The sequence below is a fragment of the Okeania sp. SIO2B3 genome (assembly GCF_010672525.1).
GTDB lineage: Bacteria > Cyanobacteriota > Cyanobacteriia > Cyanobacteriales > Microcoleaceae > Okeania.
In genome coordinates, this window is sequence record NZ_JAAHGH010000091.1 from 1 (window position 1) to 18,149 (window position 18,149).

Annotated in this window: 19 protein-coding genes; 11 read left to right on the plus strand and 8 right to left on the minus strand. The window is 37.3% G+C overall.

Annotation, left to right across the window (positions count from 1 at the left end; translation table 11 throughout):
• Positions 1-84: 84 nt before the first annotated feature.
• Genes F6K15_RS30445 through F6K15_RS30465 form a run of 5 tightly spaced genes read right to left on the minus strand, consistent with a single transcriptional unit; the run spans position 85 to position 3,924 of the window.
• Positions 85-441 (minus strand): hypothetical protein, encoded by a 357-nt coding sequence (locus F6K15_RS30445; RefSeq protein WP_293068546.1) that lies wholly within the window; start codon positions 439-441, stop codon positions 85-87.
• A 24-nt stretch (positions 442-465) separates the two neighbouring features.
• The gene (locus F6K15_RS30450) at positions 466-1,290 is read right to left on the minus strand and encodes a DUF6753 family protein (RefSeq protein ID WP_293068549.1); all 825 of its coding nucleotides are present in this window, start codon (positions 1,288-1,290) and stop codon (positions 466-468) included.
• The gene (locus tag F6K15_RS30455) at positions 1,238-2,254 is read right to left on the minus strand and encodes a hypothetical protein (protein WP_293068552.1); all 1,017 of its coding nucleotides are present in this window, start codon (positions 2,252-2,254) and stop codon (positions 1,238-1,240) included. Before F6K15_RS30455 ends, F6K15_RS30450 begins: the two co-directional genes overlap by 53 nt.
• Before the next feature lie 13 nt (positions 2,255-2,267).
• On the minus strand, positions 2,268-2,681 hold the full coding sequence (locus tag F6K15_RS30460) for a hypothetical protein (protein ID WP_293068555.1): 414 nt from the start codon (positions 2,679-2,681) through the stop codon (positions 2,268-2,270).
• 55 nt (positions 2,682-2,736) lie between these two features.
• Positions 2,737-3,924 (minus strand): ParM/StbA family protein, encoded by a 1,188-nt coding sequence (locus tag F6K15_RS30465; RefSeq protein ID WP_293068557.1) that lies wholly within the window; start codon positions 3,922-3,924, stop codon positions 2,737-2,739.
• A 565-nt stretch (positions 3,925-4,489) separates the two neighbouring features.
• On the opposite strand from F6K15_RS30465, the gene F6K15_RS30470 reads away from it, so the two are divergent.
• Together F6K15_RS30470 and F6K15_RS30475 are read left to right on the plus strand one after the other, a co-directional pair.
• Positions 4,490-5,242 carry a response regulator transcription factor gene (locus F6K15_RS30470; RefSeq protein ID WP_293068560.1) on the plus strand — a complete coding sequence of 251 codons (753 nt, stop codon included), beginning with the start codon at positions 4,490-4,492 and terminating at the stop codon, positions 5,240-5,242.
• Positions 5,199-6,083 (plus strand): HAMP domain-containing sensor histidine kinase, encoded by an 885-nt coding sequence (locus F6K15_RS30475; RefSeq protein ID WP_293068562.1) that lies wholly within the window; start codon positions 5,199-5,201, stop codon positions 6,081-6,083. Before F6K15_RS30470 ends, F6K15_RS30475 begins: the two co-directional genes overlap by 44 nt.
• Positions 6,084-6,305: 222 nt before the next feature.
• Here F6K15_RS30475 and F6K15_RS30480 read toward each other — a convergent pair whose 3' ends face one another.
• The 3 genes from F6K15_RS30480 to F6K15_RS30490 form a co-directional block, all read right to left on the minus strand.
• The gene (locus tag F6K15_RS30480; RefSeq protein ID WP_293068565.1) at positions 6,306-6,761 is read right to left on the minus strand and encodes a hypothetical protein; all 456 of its coding nucleotides are present in this window, start codon (positions 6,759-6,761) and stop codon (positions 6,306-6,308) included.
• Complete coding sequence (locus F6K15_RS30485) at positions 6,758-7,930, minus strand: relaxase/mobilization nuclease domain-containing protein (RefSeq protein WP_293068568.1); 1,173 nt, start codon at positions 7,928-7,930, stop codon at positions 6,758-6,760. Before F6K15_RS30485 ends, F6K15_RS30480 begins: the two co-directional genes overlap by 4 nt.
• A 166-nt stretch (positions 7,931-8,096) precedes the next feature.
• Entirely contained in the window at positions 8,097-8,435 is a 339-nt protein-coding gene (locus tag F6K15_RS30490) for a hypothetical protein (RefSeq protein ID WP_293068571.1), read from the minus strand.
• 23 nt (positions 8,436-8,458) lie between these two features.
• Between F6K15_RS30490 and F6K15_RS30495 the strand changes: the two genes are divergently transcribed.
• The 9 genes from F6K15_RS30495 (at position 8,459) to F6K15_RS30535 (ending at position 18,146) form a co-directional block, all read left to right on the plus strand.
• Complete coding sequence (locus F6K15_RS30495; RefSeq protein ID WP_293068574.1) at positions 8,459-8,713, plus strand: hypothetical protein; 255 nt, start codon at positions 8,459-8,461, stop codon at positions 8,711-8,713.
• A gap of 243 nt (positions 8,714-8,956) precedes the next feature.
• Complete coding sequence (locus tag F6K15_RS30500; protein WP_293068577.1) at positions 8,957-9,601, plus strand: hypothetical protein; 645 nt, start codon at positions 8,957-8,959, stop codon at positions 9,599-9,601.
• Between the two features lie 341 nt (positions 9,602-9,942).
• Positions 9,943-10,248 (plus strand): hypothetical protein, encoded by a 306-nt coding sequence (locus F6K15_RS30505; protein ID WP_293068579.1) that lies wholly within the window; start codon positions 9,943-9,945, stop codon positions 10,246-10,248.
• Positions 10,241-13,051 (plus strand): hypothetical protein, encoded by a 2,811-nt coding sequence (locus F6K15_RS30510; RefSeq protein ID WP_293068581.1) that lies wholly within the window; start codon positions 10,241-10,243, stop codon positions 13,049-13,051. The genes F6K15_RS30505 and F6K15_RS30510 overlap by 8 nt, the downstream gene beginning before the upstream one ends.
• A gap of 17 nt (positions 13,052-13,068) precedes the next feature.
• Positions 13,069-14,016, plus strand: a complete 948-nt coding sequence (locus F6K15_RS30515; protein ID WP_293068584.1) for a hypothetical protein — start codon at positions 13,069-13,071, stop codon at positions 14,014-14,016.
• Between the two features lie 3 nt (positions 14,017-14,019).
• A complete protein-coding gene (locus F6K15_RS30520; protein WP_293068587.1) occupies positions 14,020-15,105 on the plus strand; it encodes a hypothetical protein in 1,086 nt (361 codons plus the stop codon).
• Entirely contained in the window at positions 15,105-15,845 is a 741-nt protein-coding gene (locus F6K15_RS30525) for a hypothetical protein (RefSeq protein WP_293068590.1), read from the plus strand. Before F6K15_RS30520 ends, F6K15_RS30525 begins: the two co-directional genes overlap by 1 nt.
• Entirely contained in the window at positions 15,845-17,398 is a 1,554-nt protein-coding gene (locus tag F6K15_RS30530; protein WP_293068592.1) for a TrbI/VirB10 family protein, read from the plus strand. The genes F6K15_RS30525 and F6K15_RS30530 overlap by 1 nt, the downstream gene beginning before the upstream one ends.
• A gap of 1 nt (position 17,399) precedes the next feature.
• Complete coding sequence (locus F6K15_RS30535; RefSeq protein ID WP_293068595.1) at positions 17,400-18,146, plus strand: hypothetical protein; 747 nt, start codon at positions 17,400-17,402, stop codon at positions 18,144-18,146.
• Positions 18,147-18,149 lie beyond the last annotated feature (3 nt).

The following is an 18,149-nucleotide window of genomic DNA, read 5'->3' on the forward strand; positions in this document are numbered from 1 at the left end:
TAGGCGATCGCTTGACAGTAACTACATATTGAAAATAATTAATTATTAACAATTAGTAATTTATCAATGCCGGAGTATTGATTATTAAAGTTGTTGCAATTGAAATTTAACAACTTCTTGATAATTTGCTTTATTGTGTGGAAAACCGCTTAAATTTTTCCCTGTCTCGGGTATCCAGACTATTAAGAAGTATTTTCTTAAGCGTAAAGCCAGTTCAATTAATTCAGCACTAGCTTTGCTTTTCTCTAAAATTAAATAAATTTTAGGGCAGTTAATTATATTAGTTATTTGAGTTATTTCTTTGATAAAAGACTCGATTGTTTTCACTTTTGGACAGAAATATTCAGGAAAAGCTTTGGCAAAAATTTGATGGCAAATTTCTCCGAGCAAATATTCTTTACTACTACTTGGTTTTGCCAGTTTAATATTGATTTCAATCATCTTAATTTGACGCTATCCTTAAATTTAATTGCTTGCACTACGTTCCTGTGGAGGCTTAACCCAAAGAGTACAAAAACCATCTTTGACTGGTCGATTATTATAACTCATCTTAATTTTGAGATTTTTAGCATCATTCAGACATTGGCCTGAATTAATGTAATCCTTATTCCAATCTAATATATTTTTAGCTTGTTTCCCCTCTGGACTCATAGCCCAAGCAAGAGCATTTGCCTGCACGCGAGTTAATTTGACAGGACTACTAGGATCTATTCCTCCTTGTAAGTAAGGTGGCACTGTCATCCCACTGAGAAATCCGATTGCTATCCCTCCCAGCACACAAGCTCCAGCAGTAACACTAGCCCAGGGTACGGCATTGAGATATTGCTTGGTGGTTTCAGTTTTGGCAGTATTCAGAGAAGAGGCCACGGCAGATGCGATCGCTGCCTGTTGTTCAAGCACGGAAGTTCTTTGTGCTAGCTCCATGCTCACTTTTAGTTTATCTCGCCAAGTTTCTAATTCTAAAGTCCAGCAATCAAGAATATGTCCGAAAGTTTGAGGAGCTTCGTCTAATAATAATTCTAGTCTCCCTGAAGCCACTAAGATGAGAAATATAGGGTCGTCAACAGTAACTCCTGTTGTCCTCACCAATCCTTCTAACTTAGCTTTGTAAGCATCGGGTTTTCCTTCTAGTAGTTCATCTAGTAAGTTTTTCCCCTGGAAATTATTAAAGGAATGTGGATCGGGGGTCGTCGTTTGGCTATGGACTTCCTCTACAACTCTAACTTCTTCGAGTTTACTACTTACTTGATTTACTGGATTTTTGTGATTTTGTAGCGGTATATCTGGCATTGGTTTTTTCATTACTTATCTGTTCTACAGTGTTGTTGGCTGTGATAGTATTTTCAGGACTGATAGACAAAGGGCTGGTAGAAAATCCTGAAAGATTGTTATCATAGAGATTGTGCCCTAATTCCTCTAAGTTTTTGAATTGTTCGGTTTGTTTAAAAATAGCTGAAAATTTATCAATAAAAACTTTAACAACATGGCGATCGACTACTTTGTTTCTAAAATAACCTTCTCCATTTAACGCCCGATCGTAAGACATTTCCGAACCTCTAATTTCAGTAGCACAAGATTCTTTAAGTGTAGGAAAATCTATAGTTAAAGCTTTTGAAATAGCTGTTGCATATACAGGTTCTTCCAACAAATTCCAATCATCACTAAAGTGGTGGTTTTTCACTAAAACGTGAGTCATTTTGTGGGAATACTTGTTAATAGAATCAACAAATAAATTCATACTGTTATGTTCGCCATTAGTAACAAACCACCTGACAAATTTTACTGGAGTAGGTAAAGATTCTGCTAGACCGAATAAGTCATTTATGGAAAACCAAGAATCTATTGCGCGTTTTGCTGCTGATGGAACATTTATGATAGCGATTTTACCAATAGAAGCATCAAAAATAGAATCAGCAGTTTTTTGTTCCCGAAGGTTTTCAGTAAAAAAACCTTCTACTAACAATTCTGAATACTGTTGAGCGTAAACTCTTTTGACATCAGGATTAGTTCGATCTGCATCAATCAAAATCAAGGGGATATATTGACAGTTTTCTCTAGTTTCATCATTAAAAATATCAACCTCCTTTGTAATACCAGTAAGCTCGTTCTTTAATAAAGAATTTACTCGTTCTTTTTCGAGAGAATTTGACCCGATCAACCTTAAAGTTTGAAGGCAATAGTAAAACATAGCTTGAGCAACAACGGATTTTCCTACTCCGCCTTTCTCCCCATCAACTAAATGTATACAATTCATGTTAATCCTCCTTTTAAAAATTTATAGTTTCTCCATTTTGAAATATTTCTCGATCTTTATCTAATTGTTGTTCATCATCTAATTCTTCTTCTTCGTCTACCTTCTCTCCTTTTGCTCCATTAGGAAGTTGTGCTTGATTTGTTACTGCTAGAGGTTGCTGTAAAGACTTACACCCAAGCATTAAGCACATAAGCTGAAAATGGTTGATAAATTTTTGATAAGATAGTTCAACCTCATTATGTATAGTTTCTGGAGAAGATTCTACAGATGTTAAGGCGTAGGGCAACCAAAGTATTTCTAGAGCTTCTAAAATGATACTTTTTAAAGGCTCATCTTTCTGTTTTAAATAATTAAAAAGTATCTCATCTGTGCCCCCAGTTTTATATTTGATGCGAACATAAGAATACTTACTGTTATTGTCGATCATCTTCTGCGAGTTGTGGAATATTTACACTTCGATAGCACATTGTAAATCACTGGCGTCAAGTTGGTAGATAATATAAATAGTAACAATAGAGGTCATATATTCGTTCTTTCAATGAATATTTGTCTATCCTGTTAGGAGGTTTTATACCATCAAAAATCAACATCTCATTATTCCGTGTCCCATTAAAATAATGTATCTCACTTCTTAGAAATTCAGCAGTACCTCCACAGAAGACGATGATATTATTGTCAAATGGTATAAATTCTAATAGCCAATTTTTCAAAGCTTCAAAATATTCGGCACGAGAAAGATGAAGACCATCTTTCAATCTCTGTAATTGGGATACGGTATTGTTGATAAAAGTAGTATCTATTAATTTATTAAGATATGTATTCGCATTTTCCAAATCAGAGTTGGCAGCTACAATTATTGGTAATAATTCCGATACAGGGTTTTTTTTGCAGGTAAAATTTCTGAATTTTTCAATCATAAAATTCATCCCTAAATCAGAAGAGTATTTGTTGATAGGTTGCCCACGTTTGAAAGTAATCAAGCTGGCATTTCTGTAACCTAGCATGACTACAGAAAAGTTTTGCTGATTGAACCTATATTTAGGGTTGTTTTTTAGATAGAGCGTAATTCCTGCGCTTTCTGGTTTGCAATCAAAATCTTCAAGCGTAACAGACATCTCTCCAGAAGGAGTATTAAAACTTTGACAAGCTTGTTTTAACAATTTTTCTAATTCAAATCTATCATTGTACTCCCCAGGAGGTATGAGTAGGCCAAAATAAATGGCAAACTTTGATGGTAGATTCCATTTCTCCTTGATCACCCACAAAAGGGCTAAAGTTTTGAATATCGCTAATTCATACTTTGGAGGTTTTAACAAAGTAAATCCACTAAATTTTTCTGCTAAACTACCAATAACTTTGTAATGTGCGTCCTTCACACCACACCATGCTCTATGCTCTGGTTCACCATAATTACTAAATGTTTCTTTTTCCAATATTTCGATTGAACTACGACTGACATTAGCAATTTCAGAACCCATAAATATAGGTAAAATTATATTTTTATCCTTTTTATTTGCAGAAGCAATAGCTTTAGTCCCCATACCTCCAAAATCAGCCACAACAACAATTTTATCAAATTTTTTCGGTATGGAATCTTGTACATCTACATCATTTTCATCTATTTTTTTTGGTATGGAATCTTGTACATTTACATCTTGAGTTTGAACCATTATTGCATTTATCTCTTGTCTACAAAAATATATTAGTCAAAAATATTCTCCAAATATTGTGTTTGATTTACAGTTCGGTCACAAGTTGGTCACAAGTCGGTCACGAGTTAATCACAATAAATTTTCTTGTACAGTTTATGTATATTTATAGTTGTTTAACTTAAGGATGAGACACTTTTTTAGTTCAAACTATTTCACAGTAAGAAACTCTCGTCTCAATCTAAACTGAAATGACTATAAAGTGCATTCTGTTAAGTTTCATAAAAATTATTGGATTCAACACTAGCAAATAGAGTAATTACCAATTATTTTTTTATTGTAATAAGAGTCTGAAACAGAATCTGGAAGGCTATTTTTAAGATATAAAAACGCTTTGAATTCCCTTCACTATTTTACGGATAATTAAACCCATCTACTAGCTAAAGCAACCCCTTAGATGCAATAAACTTTAATAAAATATAAAGAACAGAATAATATCAAAAAAATTGAGATATTTTTGTATAAAAAATATTGTATATTATGAAGCTTTTTTTCTTAATAAAACTTTACAAAAATAGGAGTAATAATGACTGTAAAAAGAGTTGTGATTATCGAAGATAATTCAAATCAATTGATAATTTTAAAGACTATTTTGGAAACAAAAATCCCTAACTGGGAAATCAAAACATCTTCTACAGGTGAAGAAGGTATATTGCTAATAAATGCATACAAACCTGATTTGATATTATTAGATCGATGTTTACCAGACATAAGTGGCGATACCATCTGTGAGTATGTCCGCACCAAAATAAATGAGTATGACCCTTATATTTGTATGCTGACAGGATTGAGCAGTACTCAAAGTAAAATTCAAGGATACAAAATAGGGATAGATGATTATATCTGTAAGCCTATTGATTATGAAGAGCTCCCTATTCGGTTGGCACTAATGTCTACCAGAGGGCATCGCGATCTTCCTGTGTCACGGAATCAATTTGATTTAGAAATACAAACTAAATATTTACGCATCTTGCCTAATGGGCGGGTATATATAAATCTTCCTGATGAGGAAGAAAAAGAAACTTATCTCACTGAAACAGAATTACGCTTGTTTAAACTTTTAATTCAATCCGCCGGACGTTTTGTAAATAGAAGAGATATAGGCTTACATTTATGGGGTGCTTGCTGTTCGTACAGTGTAGTGAGTACGAACATACATAGAATCAAGAAAAAATTAGGTGCAGCCAATATTTTAATTGAAAGTAATAGACACTTGGGTTATTCTTATAATGATAATGCTTTCATCAAAGACGATGCTCATATACGACATTTGGCTTAATGTAACAAAAGGTATCATACTTTTTGTGTCGTTATTACTATCTGTCTATCCTGAAAAAGAATATTATACCGAGCAAGAATATTATTCAGTACCAGAGGTCTACAAGTCTGAGTTATCAGAGTTATATTGCCCAGTTCGTGTTAATATTATTTCTTTTGTAATGGGCTGTAAAATAGCAGCAATATCAGATAAAACAGATAGAAAAAATCAAGATACTTGTCGATTTTTAAAGCACGAACTGCTTACACCTATATCAGTTCTCAAAGGCTTTTTTTGTGAAAAAAAAACGGATGAATTTAAGATTGTTGTTGATGAAATAGAGCGAATTGAGGAAATAATAGTCAATTTTGATCCTGAAAAAGCTTCTTTTTTCAGAAAAACATCAAATAATTCTCCTTTTTTTATCCATGATTTAATAAACAATATAGTCCTACAGCTAAGATTTTTGAACAATAATGGTATAGATATTATTGTGGAAGTTCGTGATTCTTTGCCTCCTCTCAACATAGATAAAAATGTGCTGCATCAGATATTAACTAATCTGCTAACCAATTCTTTAAAATATACGGTTGCGGGTTCTATTTTGATATTGGCTGAGTACGAACACACAAGTATCAAAATAATTATTGAAGATACAGGGATAGGCATGGATAGTGAGAAGGAAGTCCCATATATATTTGATTGTTGTTGGCGTTCTCAAAAAGTTCAGCATAATATAGCAGGGCATGGTCTGGGGATGACTGTAGTCAAAAAATTAGTTGGGGATTTAGAAGGCAAAATAGAGGTATTTTCTCAAGTGAATGTCGGTACAGTTGTAACTTTATCCTTACCACTAACCTAAAACAGAGGTTGAAAGTCTATTGGTATTTTCAATTTTGATCAATTTCTGAGGGCATTCTTAAGAGTTGTCTTTGGCAACTCTTAAAAATGCTCTGTTTTTTCCGATAGCATTTGCTATCGGAAAAACTTTTTGTATTGAAGTAATTATTCTAAGTGCCTGTTGCTGAAACTTATACAAGGATTGCTCCTGGCTACCGAACCTTACTTGCTATTTTTAGGATATCTAAACTTTTCCATATAAGGTTCGCCAATGATTTAATTCTTTTTCCAGTTCAGTATTATACATACCTAATTCGATGATGCTTTTTTTACATTTATCCAATTCACCACGATATTTTTCTACATTATTCTCATTCACATAAGATAAAAATAATCCAGATATGATATTTGTACAAATTGATAGTAATTGACGGCAGCTTAGTTTAAGTTCCAATATATTCAAAGCATCTTTAAAAATAAGTAAATTTAGATCGTTAAACCTATATACTGTAGTTAAATCATATGTAGATATATCGTCTCCTGTATATTTTTTTATTGTTTTAGATAGATCGGAAATAGATATATATTCATTACTTCCTATGTAAGTCCCTACTGATTTATCAGAATAAAATATGGTGATATCTAGAGTAGAAATATATGTGGGTTTTAGTAAATATAAAGTTTTTTTTGAATTATTCATAGTTCTATTTCGCTTTTTTTCGTCTGACGTTTCTGAAATTGCTGTGTTTTCAAGTAATTTTGTATTTCTTTGTCCAATTGCTGGAATATTAGAAGTTCTTGCTGAGTATTCTTATGTTCTATTAGCCATCTATCTGTGGTAAAATGCGCAGATATCAAAGGTATTGTATTAGAATTACTGCCATAAACACCTAGATGATTATTGTTGAGAATTAATCTATAATCCCCTACGAAAAGGTCGTTTAGATTGAAATCTTCAAGAAACAAACGATACTTCCGGAAGTGATTATTAAGATGTTCTTGTGTGTGTGATGAGTTCGATGAGGTTGTACGCAGCCAATGATTTTTACTCCAGGTCTCTTCTAAATTAAACTCTTTTTCTATTTCTTTTAACGCAGCTTGATTCTGATAGTAATTATTGTGTAGGTGCGATATTTTGCCATTGCGATTGATGAGATTAAAGACACAGTGTAAATGGGGGCGACCTGTATCCTCATGGATTACATATACTCTTTGATTGTCTTCAAGTCCTATTTTTTGAGTAAAAGATTCTGATATATCTATCCACTTTCTGTGGGAGATCCCTATCTGTATATCTTTGTCGGCTGGAGATATAGAAACATGGTAACAACTTTTTTTTGCTCCCCTGTTTTGACTTCGTGCGGTCATATATTTAATGATTTCATTAGTGACTTCTTTGGTATCTACAGATCGAACAGGGATATTAGTGGCGATTAGTGTAGATTCTTTCTTTCCCAGTACATAAGACAGGGTAGTTCTAAAGGATGTAGCACAACTGCATTTAGTACGCATGGTAAACAAGTGAGGATGATGAGGATGATAATGGGAATCCCTCTTTCTGTATGATAATCTGTCTGGTTTTATGCCAAAATTCCTCTCGGTTTCATGTAATAAGTAAAAAATATGAGGTACATGATTTATCCATTTGTCGCCAGAGTTATCAATCAAATTCACAACGATATCTATTCTTGATAAATCTATGGACACTAGAATTACTCGTTGATAGTTTTTGAGAGAAGCTACACCAATAAAAGCTTCAGCTAGTTCTATCCATTGTTTTTTTGTAAGCAGAAAGTCGTGTTTTGAAGTTACTAGAGATATCTTATAACAAGGAAGTTTACTTTGATTCTTGACAGCTCTTCGCATCATTATGTCTGCAAAATATTCTAGATTATTGAAATTTATATTGTTGCATGGAATATTGGTATAAAGTAATTCCATGTCGGTCTTTAATGCTTGTTTGAAAGTTAATGTGCGATCAATATAATTGTACATTTAGCTCCTGATTTTTTGTTAATATCTGGACAGATATTAGTTAAGACTCACCATATAAATAACAGCCTAGTTTATTTAATTTTTGAATTAAATTTTCAAGTTCAGATAATAAATTATATTTAGTTGATTCAGAAGATAACTCTTTAACACTAGCCCGGATTTTATACGATTCGACGATCAATGCCTCAATTACCTCTTTTACTTTTGTATTGGTTACGGGAGAAGTGGGCAAAGGCTTATTAAACGCGGTGCGGATAATGAAGTCGGAGACTGAAATTTGATAGCCTGCTGCTAGTTTAGCGATCGCTTCTTTATCTTCGGCATATATACGAATGGATAAAATGCTATCTTTGGTCTTTTTTGCTGCTGAAATTTCCATCTTAGCTCAAAATAAAATGCAAATTGAAAGTACAATATGATAACTTTTTTGCCGTATGGTTCGACTTTGTTTACCATGTGACAAAAGTACGACATTATCATATCTTGGTGCAGGATATACTAACACCATCAGTGGTAAAAATCGCCCTATTTTCCAACATCTGCACCAAAAGTGGCTATGCAAAAATACTCAATCGGCCTGATTTTGCTATGATACAAAAAAAGGACTACATTTATATTACTTTTACTGACCACAAAGGAATTAGAATGTACCTATGAAAGAAATGTAATGGAAAAAATTTGAAAAATCAACTTAGGTGTAAATGTGAAGTAGGTCAGAAAAAAATACTTAAAAATGACGATTTATATGTAAAAACTGTACAAGAAAATTTATTGTGATTAGCTCGTGACCGATTTGTGACGAACTTGTGAACAAATTGTAAATCAAACACGATCTTTCAGAAAATTTACTCGCTATTGTGATTACAGAAGCAAAATAACTAATACATTAAGCGAGTAAAAATGAACACAACTGCTGTTGAAGCATTTGCGCTTTCCAGAAACCGAAACCGCAGCTCATCTCCTGTGGGGAATTTCTTCAAGGTATTAAGAATTACTGGAGTTGTTAGTACTATTGGTATTGCTATAGCCATGTCTTCTCCAGGACTGGCATTTTCTATGGTAGCTTATGTGGCAATAAAATCTGCTATATCCTTTGCATCCCGAAAAACTTTAAAAATAGTACACCGCCGACTCAGAAATATTTATCCTGAATTAGGTGAAACATTGATTCGTCTCGAACCAGAATTAGACAAGCTGCGTAAGATACCTCTGTTACCGTTCTTCTTCGGGGCAGGGGTATCTACTTCCGTAATGGCCCCGGCCAATGCTCAGTTCTTCAATGCAGCAGAAGAATTCTTTACCACTACATTCTCGGATTCGATCCCCACAGAAATCATCACAGTTATCTTTGGTGTATTGCGTGCTTTGATTCTGCTGTACTTGGCGATCGCCCTGATTCAAATTATTAACGCAGCGAGGCAAGACCAAGACTGGCAGCAGGTAGCCAGAACACCTTTAATCGTAGCCATAACGGTAGGTATTGGTGAAGTACTATCCGGCATGATTATTGGTGATGGTGGTGGTGGTCCCGCTCCCACTCCGTAGTTGTGTAGCCGTCTCACCGAAAATTAATAATTAATAATTAGGGTTTGCTGATTAAATATCAAAATTTTTACAGGTAAAGGTTTTAGCCTTTTCAGATACTAAGGGAGTACTAGCTTTTAGGTAGTAATGGTTTAATTAGGAGCGCATTTGGGGCAAGAGTTGAGCCATAAATCAAGGGACGATTTTTCTGACTACCTCTTCTACAATTCTCATTCCTCCTGAATTGCAGGATTGCTGAATTCTGACTCCTACCCCTACCACTCATACTTTATGAGCGCAAACCCTAATTAACAATTAACAATTTTTAATTGCTACTGATAGGCAAAATACATATAAAAAAAATGTCTGAACAAGACTCAGAAAAGTTTATCTATGTCTCGCCCATCTTAGATAGTAAGCCTTCATTGGGACCAATACCAAGCGAACAAATATTGCCTTGGGGATTTATTTCGGTGGTGAGCTTGGTTTTAACTCAAGGTGTATTGGGCTTAGGCTTAATGCCTACGGGGTTGGTTACTATTTGGGGTTGTGGTTCTTGGTGGGCTTTGACAGGGAGCGAGACTTGGAAATTTATGGGGAAATTTTACCCTGCTCCGAGATGGGTTGCGGGTAATTTAGACTACAGGTCTATTTGGGACAATGACTGAAACAAAAACCAAACAAAAAACCAAAGTTAAGATCAATTTCATTGAAGAAAATAAAGCTAAATCGCAGGTATTTAAAGCCTTTGAAGGTGAATTTCACCTAGTAGGTTTCGTGCAATTTGAAATAAAAGGGAGAAATGTAGGAGCCACTCTTTTACATAAAGGAAAATCAGACTATAAATTGGTTTTTGGTTTCAAAACAGTAGGCATTCATCCAACTTTACGCACAGACCAACTTGTACCGACGAAATTAGCCCTGGAATCGGGATTGAAAGAGATACCCCCAAAAGAAAGAATCACTTTTCATCTCAGGAGCTTTTCTGATGATAAAGATAGACTAGCCGAGCTAACTTCTCTCATGGATAAAGCACCTTTAATACAGTTGAAACTACTATTGGCAGGAGAAAAAAAACGCGGACAAGAATTGAAAAAGGTAGGCTTAAGGCAGCCTAAATCCATGTATATTTTTACCACTTATACGGTAGATAGTGTCGTGGAAGAGACAGGAGATAACAAGAGTTTAATTGATGAATTGGTGATTTGGGTTTCAAACCAAACAGATAATTTTTGGGCGGGCTTACAAGGAAAGAAAGGGGAAGGAGGAGAAGTTAGCAAAAAGAAAAGACATAAATTTTTTCTCACTGCTTTTAATGAAGGGTATTTAAGATGGGAGCAACTATTAGATATAAAAATGGGGTTAACCATTGAACCTATGTCGGCTTCGGAATATTGGCATTATATCTGGCAAAAATTCAACGACCAGAAAACTCCGGTAATTCCCCAAGTTCTTAAAATAACTAAGGAAGGAATAGAGGAAGAAATTAATACTAACAAACACCCTATTTCCCGTTTAATTGAAGGAGAAAAAGGATTGCCTAATTGCCCGGACGGTCATCCAAGTTATATCAAAATTCGCCGTGGTGGCAAAGAACATTATGTCGGCGTGGCAGTACTCAGCAGCAAGCCTGCTGGATTTGATGGTGTAGCCGATCAGTTGAGGTATTTGTGGGAAATATTATGTAAACCCCAGGTCAAGGATGTCGAAATTATTACTCAATTTAGTGCTGCTAATGCTACGGTGGTCAAGAGTAATATGCAGCGGGTAACTAAGCAGAATAATTTAGCCGTATCAATGGCAGCAGACCACCAAAATATAGATGTGGGCGCTAATTTGAATACTCGTAAATCTGTCCAAACTCAAGAAAAGATTTACGAAGGAGCTGTGCCGTTGAATGTGGCAATGACTATATTAGTACATCGCCAGACTATCCCTCAACTCAATGATGCTATATCTACGCTTTCAGACTGTTTCCAATTACCAGCAAAATTAATCCGAGAAGTGGATTATGCCTGGAAAGTATGGCTACAGACCTTCTGTATCTGCTGGGAAAACATACTATCTACACCATTCAATCGGCGGTCATTACTGTTGACTGACGAAGCACTAGGTTTTACTCCCATCACTATGACAAAACCAGGATCTAAGAAGGGATTTGAGTTAATTGCTGATGAAGGTGGTGCTCCGGTTAAGATAGATTTTATTAAGTCCCATCGTAATGTTGCTGTTTTTGGTACAACTAGATCGGGAAAATCTGTATTGGTATCGGGGATGCTGACTATGGCTCTGGCTGCCAATATACCCGTGGTGGCATTAGATTATCCCAAGCCCGATGGCACATCTACGTTCACAGACTATACTAAATTCCTCGGACAAGCCTATTTCGACATTCTCAAAGAAAGTAATAATTTATTTGAAATCCCCGACTTACGGGGAGTGGAAACGGAAGAGCAGCAAGAGAGGTTTCAAGATTATCGAGCATTCCTAGAATCGGCCTTGGTAACTATGGTTTTGCCCGAATCTGAGGGTAAGGTCGTTTTAGAACAAACAGTCCGGTCTTTGATCGGTAAAGCTCTCTCTGAGTTTTTTGAGGACGATATTATTGTAGAGCGGTATAACAAAGCATTAGCAGGGGGTTTTGGGAGTTCTGCTTGGAAAGAAACACCCACTTTGACGGATTATATTAAATTTTGTGAGAATGTGGACTTAGAAGCTTTGGGAGGCGGGGCTACTTTACAGGAAGCTCAAGCTCAGATTTTGCTGCAATTAAAATACTGGCAAGGCTCTAGAGTAGGTAAAGCAATCGGTAATCCTTCTAGTTTTCCTACCGATGTCTCCCTATTAGTATTTGCTCTACGGAATCTCAGTAATCAAAGTGAAGCTGCAATATTAGCATTAAGCGCTTATTCCGCAGCCCTACGCCGAGCACTTTCTTCCCCTGCTTCGATATTCTTTGTAGACGAAAGTCCAATTTTGTTCAAATTTAGGGAGATTGCCACACTCATTGCTAGATTATGCGCCAATGGAGCAAAAGCAGGGATTCGAGTTTTTCTATCTGGGCAAGACCCGAATACGATCGTTGAATCCCATGTAGGTAGCCAAATTATGCAGAATATGAATACTCGCTTAATTGGGCGGATTCAAGTAAATGCGATCGAGTCTTTTACCCGCCTTTTGTATTATGAGCGCAATATTATCGCCAAGAATGCGAGTGAGTCATTTTTTCCGAAAAGATCGGAGCTTTATTCTAATTGGCTTCTCGATATCGATGGAACTTACACTTACTGTCGATACTATCCAGGAGCATTGCAGATAGCTGCTGTGGCGAATAATCCCGACGAACAGGAGGCCAGGGATAGGGTACTGTCACGGTATCCACCTGACAAAAAATTAGAAGCTTTGGTCGATTTTGCCAATCAGTACACGGCAGCGATTAAAAATGGATGTTCGCTGGATAGCGTAAATTAGAAGATCGAGGAAAATCTATGAAGATTAAAACATATATCTATGTGTGGCTAGTATCTTGTTTTTTGCTGGTATATTGGCCATCAAAAGCAGCAGCACAGTTTTTGCCAGATTTGGAGCTTCCCGATTTGGGTGATGTTGTGCCAGAACTCCCGGAGCTTCCCGATTTGGGAGATATTATTCCCGAAATCCCAGATTTAGGTGATTTCCTCCCAGAGTTACCAGATTTAGGGGACTTTTTACCCGATGGTGGGAGCCTGGATGATTTAATCTCCTTACCAAACCCCTTAGAAAATTTGCAAGAGATCATCCAGGATAAAATAGCTGATATTGGCAGTATTTTGGAAGATTCTTTGCCGGATATCGGAGGGGATATTGGAGGTATTCTCACAGACTCTCAGGGAGAATTAGGCATTCCTGATATCAATAAAGCTAAAAAGGCAATTGAGGAGCAAATTACTGAAGCAGAAGGCGATGAAGAGGCTGAATTAGCTCTCCAGCAAAATGATAGCTTTAATATTAATGCCGTTGCCCTGGAGCAGTCAATCAACCATGAAGCAAATAGGACAATTGCAAGAACTGTTGCTGCTGCTGCCATTGGAGAGGAAAGTCAGGAAAAGGCTAAGAACAATTTGATTGAATTGGCAGCTTCTCTGGAGATTATTAGTTCTTTGAATGAACAATCAGGGGCAATTAATGAGCAGGCTCAGTCCCTGGATGTGACCCAGGATGTGATGAAAAATATGATTTTTATTACTAAAAATCAAACCAATATTCTCGCCGAGATGTCAAAACTCAACTATTTTACCTACCTAGAATTAAATAATTTGCGCCAAGTCTTAGCAGCAGATTTGCAAATAAATGCTGATGTATCGGAGTCTCTGGATGAAAGGAATAGGGCAAAGAGAGCGGAGGTCCTCTCGAACGCCAGTAGTAATTTATTTCAAGCAACACAGTTACAATTTTGACTTATGAATATCTATGCACTTAATCATATTCTTGTGGGATTTACCGCCACCAACATTTTAGAACAGGGGTTGGAGACATCCAAAAGCATTGCAGAATCATGGGATTTGCAGTGGACTCAAATTTTTCAGTCTAATCTATATTTAGCGATCAACGGGGTTGCTGCTGCTTTTGCAGCCTTTTCCATTACTATATATTTAGTTAAATTTGCCCGGGATATGATTGTAGATGGCGACTTCTCCAAACCTATTGAATCGTTGATTTGGCCGATCTTAGTGGGTGCATTATTATCCCATAATGCTAATCTGCTAGTGATGCAGACGCACGCTATGAGGTCTGTTATTCACACCCTCTCAAATGAAATTTTGGAAGTCACAGTAGGGGAGGTTAAGGTACTGGATGCAATCAAAGCAGCTTCTATTTTCGGACCAGCTAAATCTGAATTTAGCGCACAACTCCAGCAATGCTACGGTATGGTAGGAGAAAATCAAATCAAGTGTTTTGAGGATGCTGCATCCCATGTCGAAAAAACGATGGGATGGTTTGAGAGCGCTTATTCTGTCATCCCCAATCCATTGAAAGATATCTTTAACACCATCAAAGCAGTGTCGGCAGGGTCTGAATTAGCAGGTGGAGAATCGGGCGTCAACAAAGGTTTAATGTTTGGTGGTGGGTTCTTAGGTAGTCTTGTAGGTTCCACTGTGGAGAGTATGTTGCAGCCCATTCTACTTGCTTTCCAGTGGGCATACTCAAATTGCTTGGAAATGGCTTTATTGCTGGTTGGGTTAATCGGGCCGTTTCCCGTCGCTCTCTCTTTGCTCCCCTTTGGGGGTAAGCCTTATTTTGGGTGGATCTTAGGGTTCTTTTCGGTAGGAATGGCAAAAATCTCATACAACATTATTTGTGGTGTGTGTGCGGTAGTCGTCGTAAATTCAGAAAGTTGGAATACTATGGGATTTTTGATGATCTTAGGAGTATTTGCTCCAGCTTTGTCTATGGCTTTGGCAGCAGGTTCAGGGCGGTCAATGTTCAATATTTTGATTACTTCTCCTCCTGGTGTGTTGCGTATGTTAGTAGGGAAATTAAAATAATGTTAAATAACAACCATCTAGATATTAACTCTACAAAACAAAGCAGATTTGACCGGAGTAATCTACAGCCGATTTTTATTCTCTATTCTGGAGTAATATCTACTGTCGCCCTGTTGACATCTTTTTTGATTTTAGGCAATACCTGGAGACTGACAAAAATATCGCAAAATCAACTGGCATTAGTGCAACTGCTGGATGGAAAAAGTATTATTGCTTATAAAGCAGACCCCTATGAACGCGACCCGGTATTAATAAAAAATTATATAAAAAACGTTTTTGGACTACTATTCACCTGGAATCAAAAATTAGCCACAAATGATACTAATAAAGGGATAGCACTTAGCGATGGCAGCCAAGTAACTGTAAGTAGTTGGGAGGCATCTTTTGCTATTTCAGAGAGTTTCCGGACTACCTTTTTAAAAGCGATCGCCGAGCTTACCCCTGATGATGTATTCCGAGGGAAAGCTCAGTCTGTGTTGACTTTTCAGTATATATCTGAACCGACAGTTATTGACAGGGGGAAGTGGGAATTAAATTTGGTAGCTAATCTGCTAATTATTACATCCTCCCACCCAGAGGGGATTAGAATACCTGTAAATAAAATTATAATTGTTGAAGCTATAGATATCACAACAGATCCCATGCCCTCAGACACTTCACCGATTCAAAAAGCAATATATAACGTCAAGCAGAATGGTTTGCAAATCAGTGAAATACGCGATTTGGAGTTAACAGAATAATGAAACTATATGACAATAATACATCGCAATCAACAAACGGCCACGGCTCATCTGTGTTTACCGACACAGATGATGATTTGACAGATGTAGATAAGTTAGTAGGAGTGGAAAGTAATTCTGCTGAGGAGGACGAAGAAGACGAGTCTTTACTAGGTGATATTGATCTTCAAGAAACTCAAAAAACTACAAAAAGAAAAAGTCTAGCGATTAGCAAAATCATAGTTATTCTCGGTGGCACAGGAGTTTTTGCTTTATTTGCTTATTTGATGTTTGGCGGGATGAAAGGAGTTAATAAAACTGTACACAAAATAGCTCCCAAGCAGGCACAAGAGGAAACTATCGATCCATTAGAGCAGGCGAAACAAAACCACCAAAAAAAGGAGGCTGAATTACAGACGGAATTGGCCCTGGGTACTCAACAGCGGGAATTATCCGATAAAAAGAAGAGAAATACCAAGATTGCTGAAACTGTAGAAATGCCGTCACAAAAAGAAGAGCCAGTAGTAAATCCGGAACCGAAGACACCACCTACTACTACCACACCACCTACTACAAACAAAACTCAATCGCAACAAAACACTGCTGCATCTAGTCGCCAGAGAACTCCTAGACGACAGGCATACAACCCACCCCCACGCAGAACAGCTCCTGTGGAAAGGCGATCGCCTCCTGCCCCTATCCCTCCTCCCCCTAGACCTCTACCATCTCCTGTGGAAAGGCGATCATATGTTCCTCCTCCCCCTACTCCCCCTACTCCTCCTAGACCTTTACCATCTCCCGTGAAAAAGCGATCGCCACCAGACCCCCAGGTACAGATTGCAAAAGCAATGAGTTACGGAAATTACGGACAGATGGATTATAGCAATATAGATTTAACTCCTACTCCTGAACCCACACAAATCATTGCAAAAGCTGAGACAGAGACCAAACAAATTATTGCACCGGGACAAATAGTAGATGGGATTTTAAATACGCCCATCTTTTGGGTGGAAGACTTAGACCTCGAAGCGCAACCCCAACGCTTTGCCATAGAGTCGCAGAACCCTTTATACGATAGTGAAGGGGAAGTGATGATTCCGGAAAAGAGTCTGTTGTTGGCTCGATTAAAGAATACTTCCAAAAGTGGAATGGTGATCTTAGAAATTAGTGGAGCTGTGTCTACCGATAGAAAGGTAGTCAAAATTCCAGATAATACTTTATCGATAACGAGCCACACAGGCAGTCCTTTAATTGCCCAAAGCAAACGGCAACGTGGAGGAAAGCAGAATCTGAGGTTATTTATTATGGCAGGCTTATCTAGGATGGGGCAACTGTTAAACCGGGCAGATAGCAAGACAACTTATTCGGGCTTTGGCGGTGTTTCCTCCCATAGCCAGCATAACGACAATCCTAATCTTTTGGGGGCAATATTGGAGGGGGCTTTTGGGGAGATGCACCGTCAAGCAAGCAATTTTGAGTCAGAAGAGCTAGAGAAAATTCTCGATCGCCCCTTTATTTGGGTGATTGAAGCTGGCGAGAAAGTGAAGATTTTTGTGAATAATTCGGATTGGTAAAATGTTTAAGAAAATCATATTAACTTTATTACTATCTTTCTGCCTGGAAATACCGTGCGCTCTATCTCAGGCGGTAAAAAATATTCCTGTCGGTGTAGCTAAGGGCGATGTAGATGGTGGGGCGACTATTACTGTATGGCTCGGTCATGGCTTGAATTTGGATTTTTCGTCCACTGGCGAAATTATTCGTAAGGTCTGGCTAGACGATCCAAGTAGGGTAATTGTTGATTTTGATGGCAATATTGGTGGTGGTGGAGCGAGGATTGTCCACCTGCGTCGGATCAACCCGGTGGATATACCGGAATTGCCGAGCGCCCCTTCCACATTGCTAACAATTGTGACGGAGGGGGAGGGAAATACTACTAATTTATATAGCTTTCGGATTAATTATGGGAGTGGGCTGCCTGAGTACACTACGGTGAGAGTTAGTGGGGCAGTGGTTGCATCAGCTCCTTCTCCTTCTGTGGAATTGGCAAAAGGTAGCTTGAATAAATCGTCCAACACTTCATCAGAAGTGTTGATTGCTTTTGATGAGATCCAATTGAGTTCTGTAAATCTGGAAAAAGGTTTATTACGACAATGTTGGGGAGGGTTGATTCCTCTATCGGCTTGGAGATACGGGAAGGCTAAAAATTTCCTCACATTAATAAATAGAGGGATTTTTCCTGATGATGCTTTAAGCCAATCGGGGGTTTCTATTGAGGACTTAATGACGCTTACGGAAATAGGTAGGGAGTGCGAGATTTAAGAA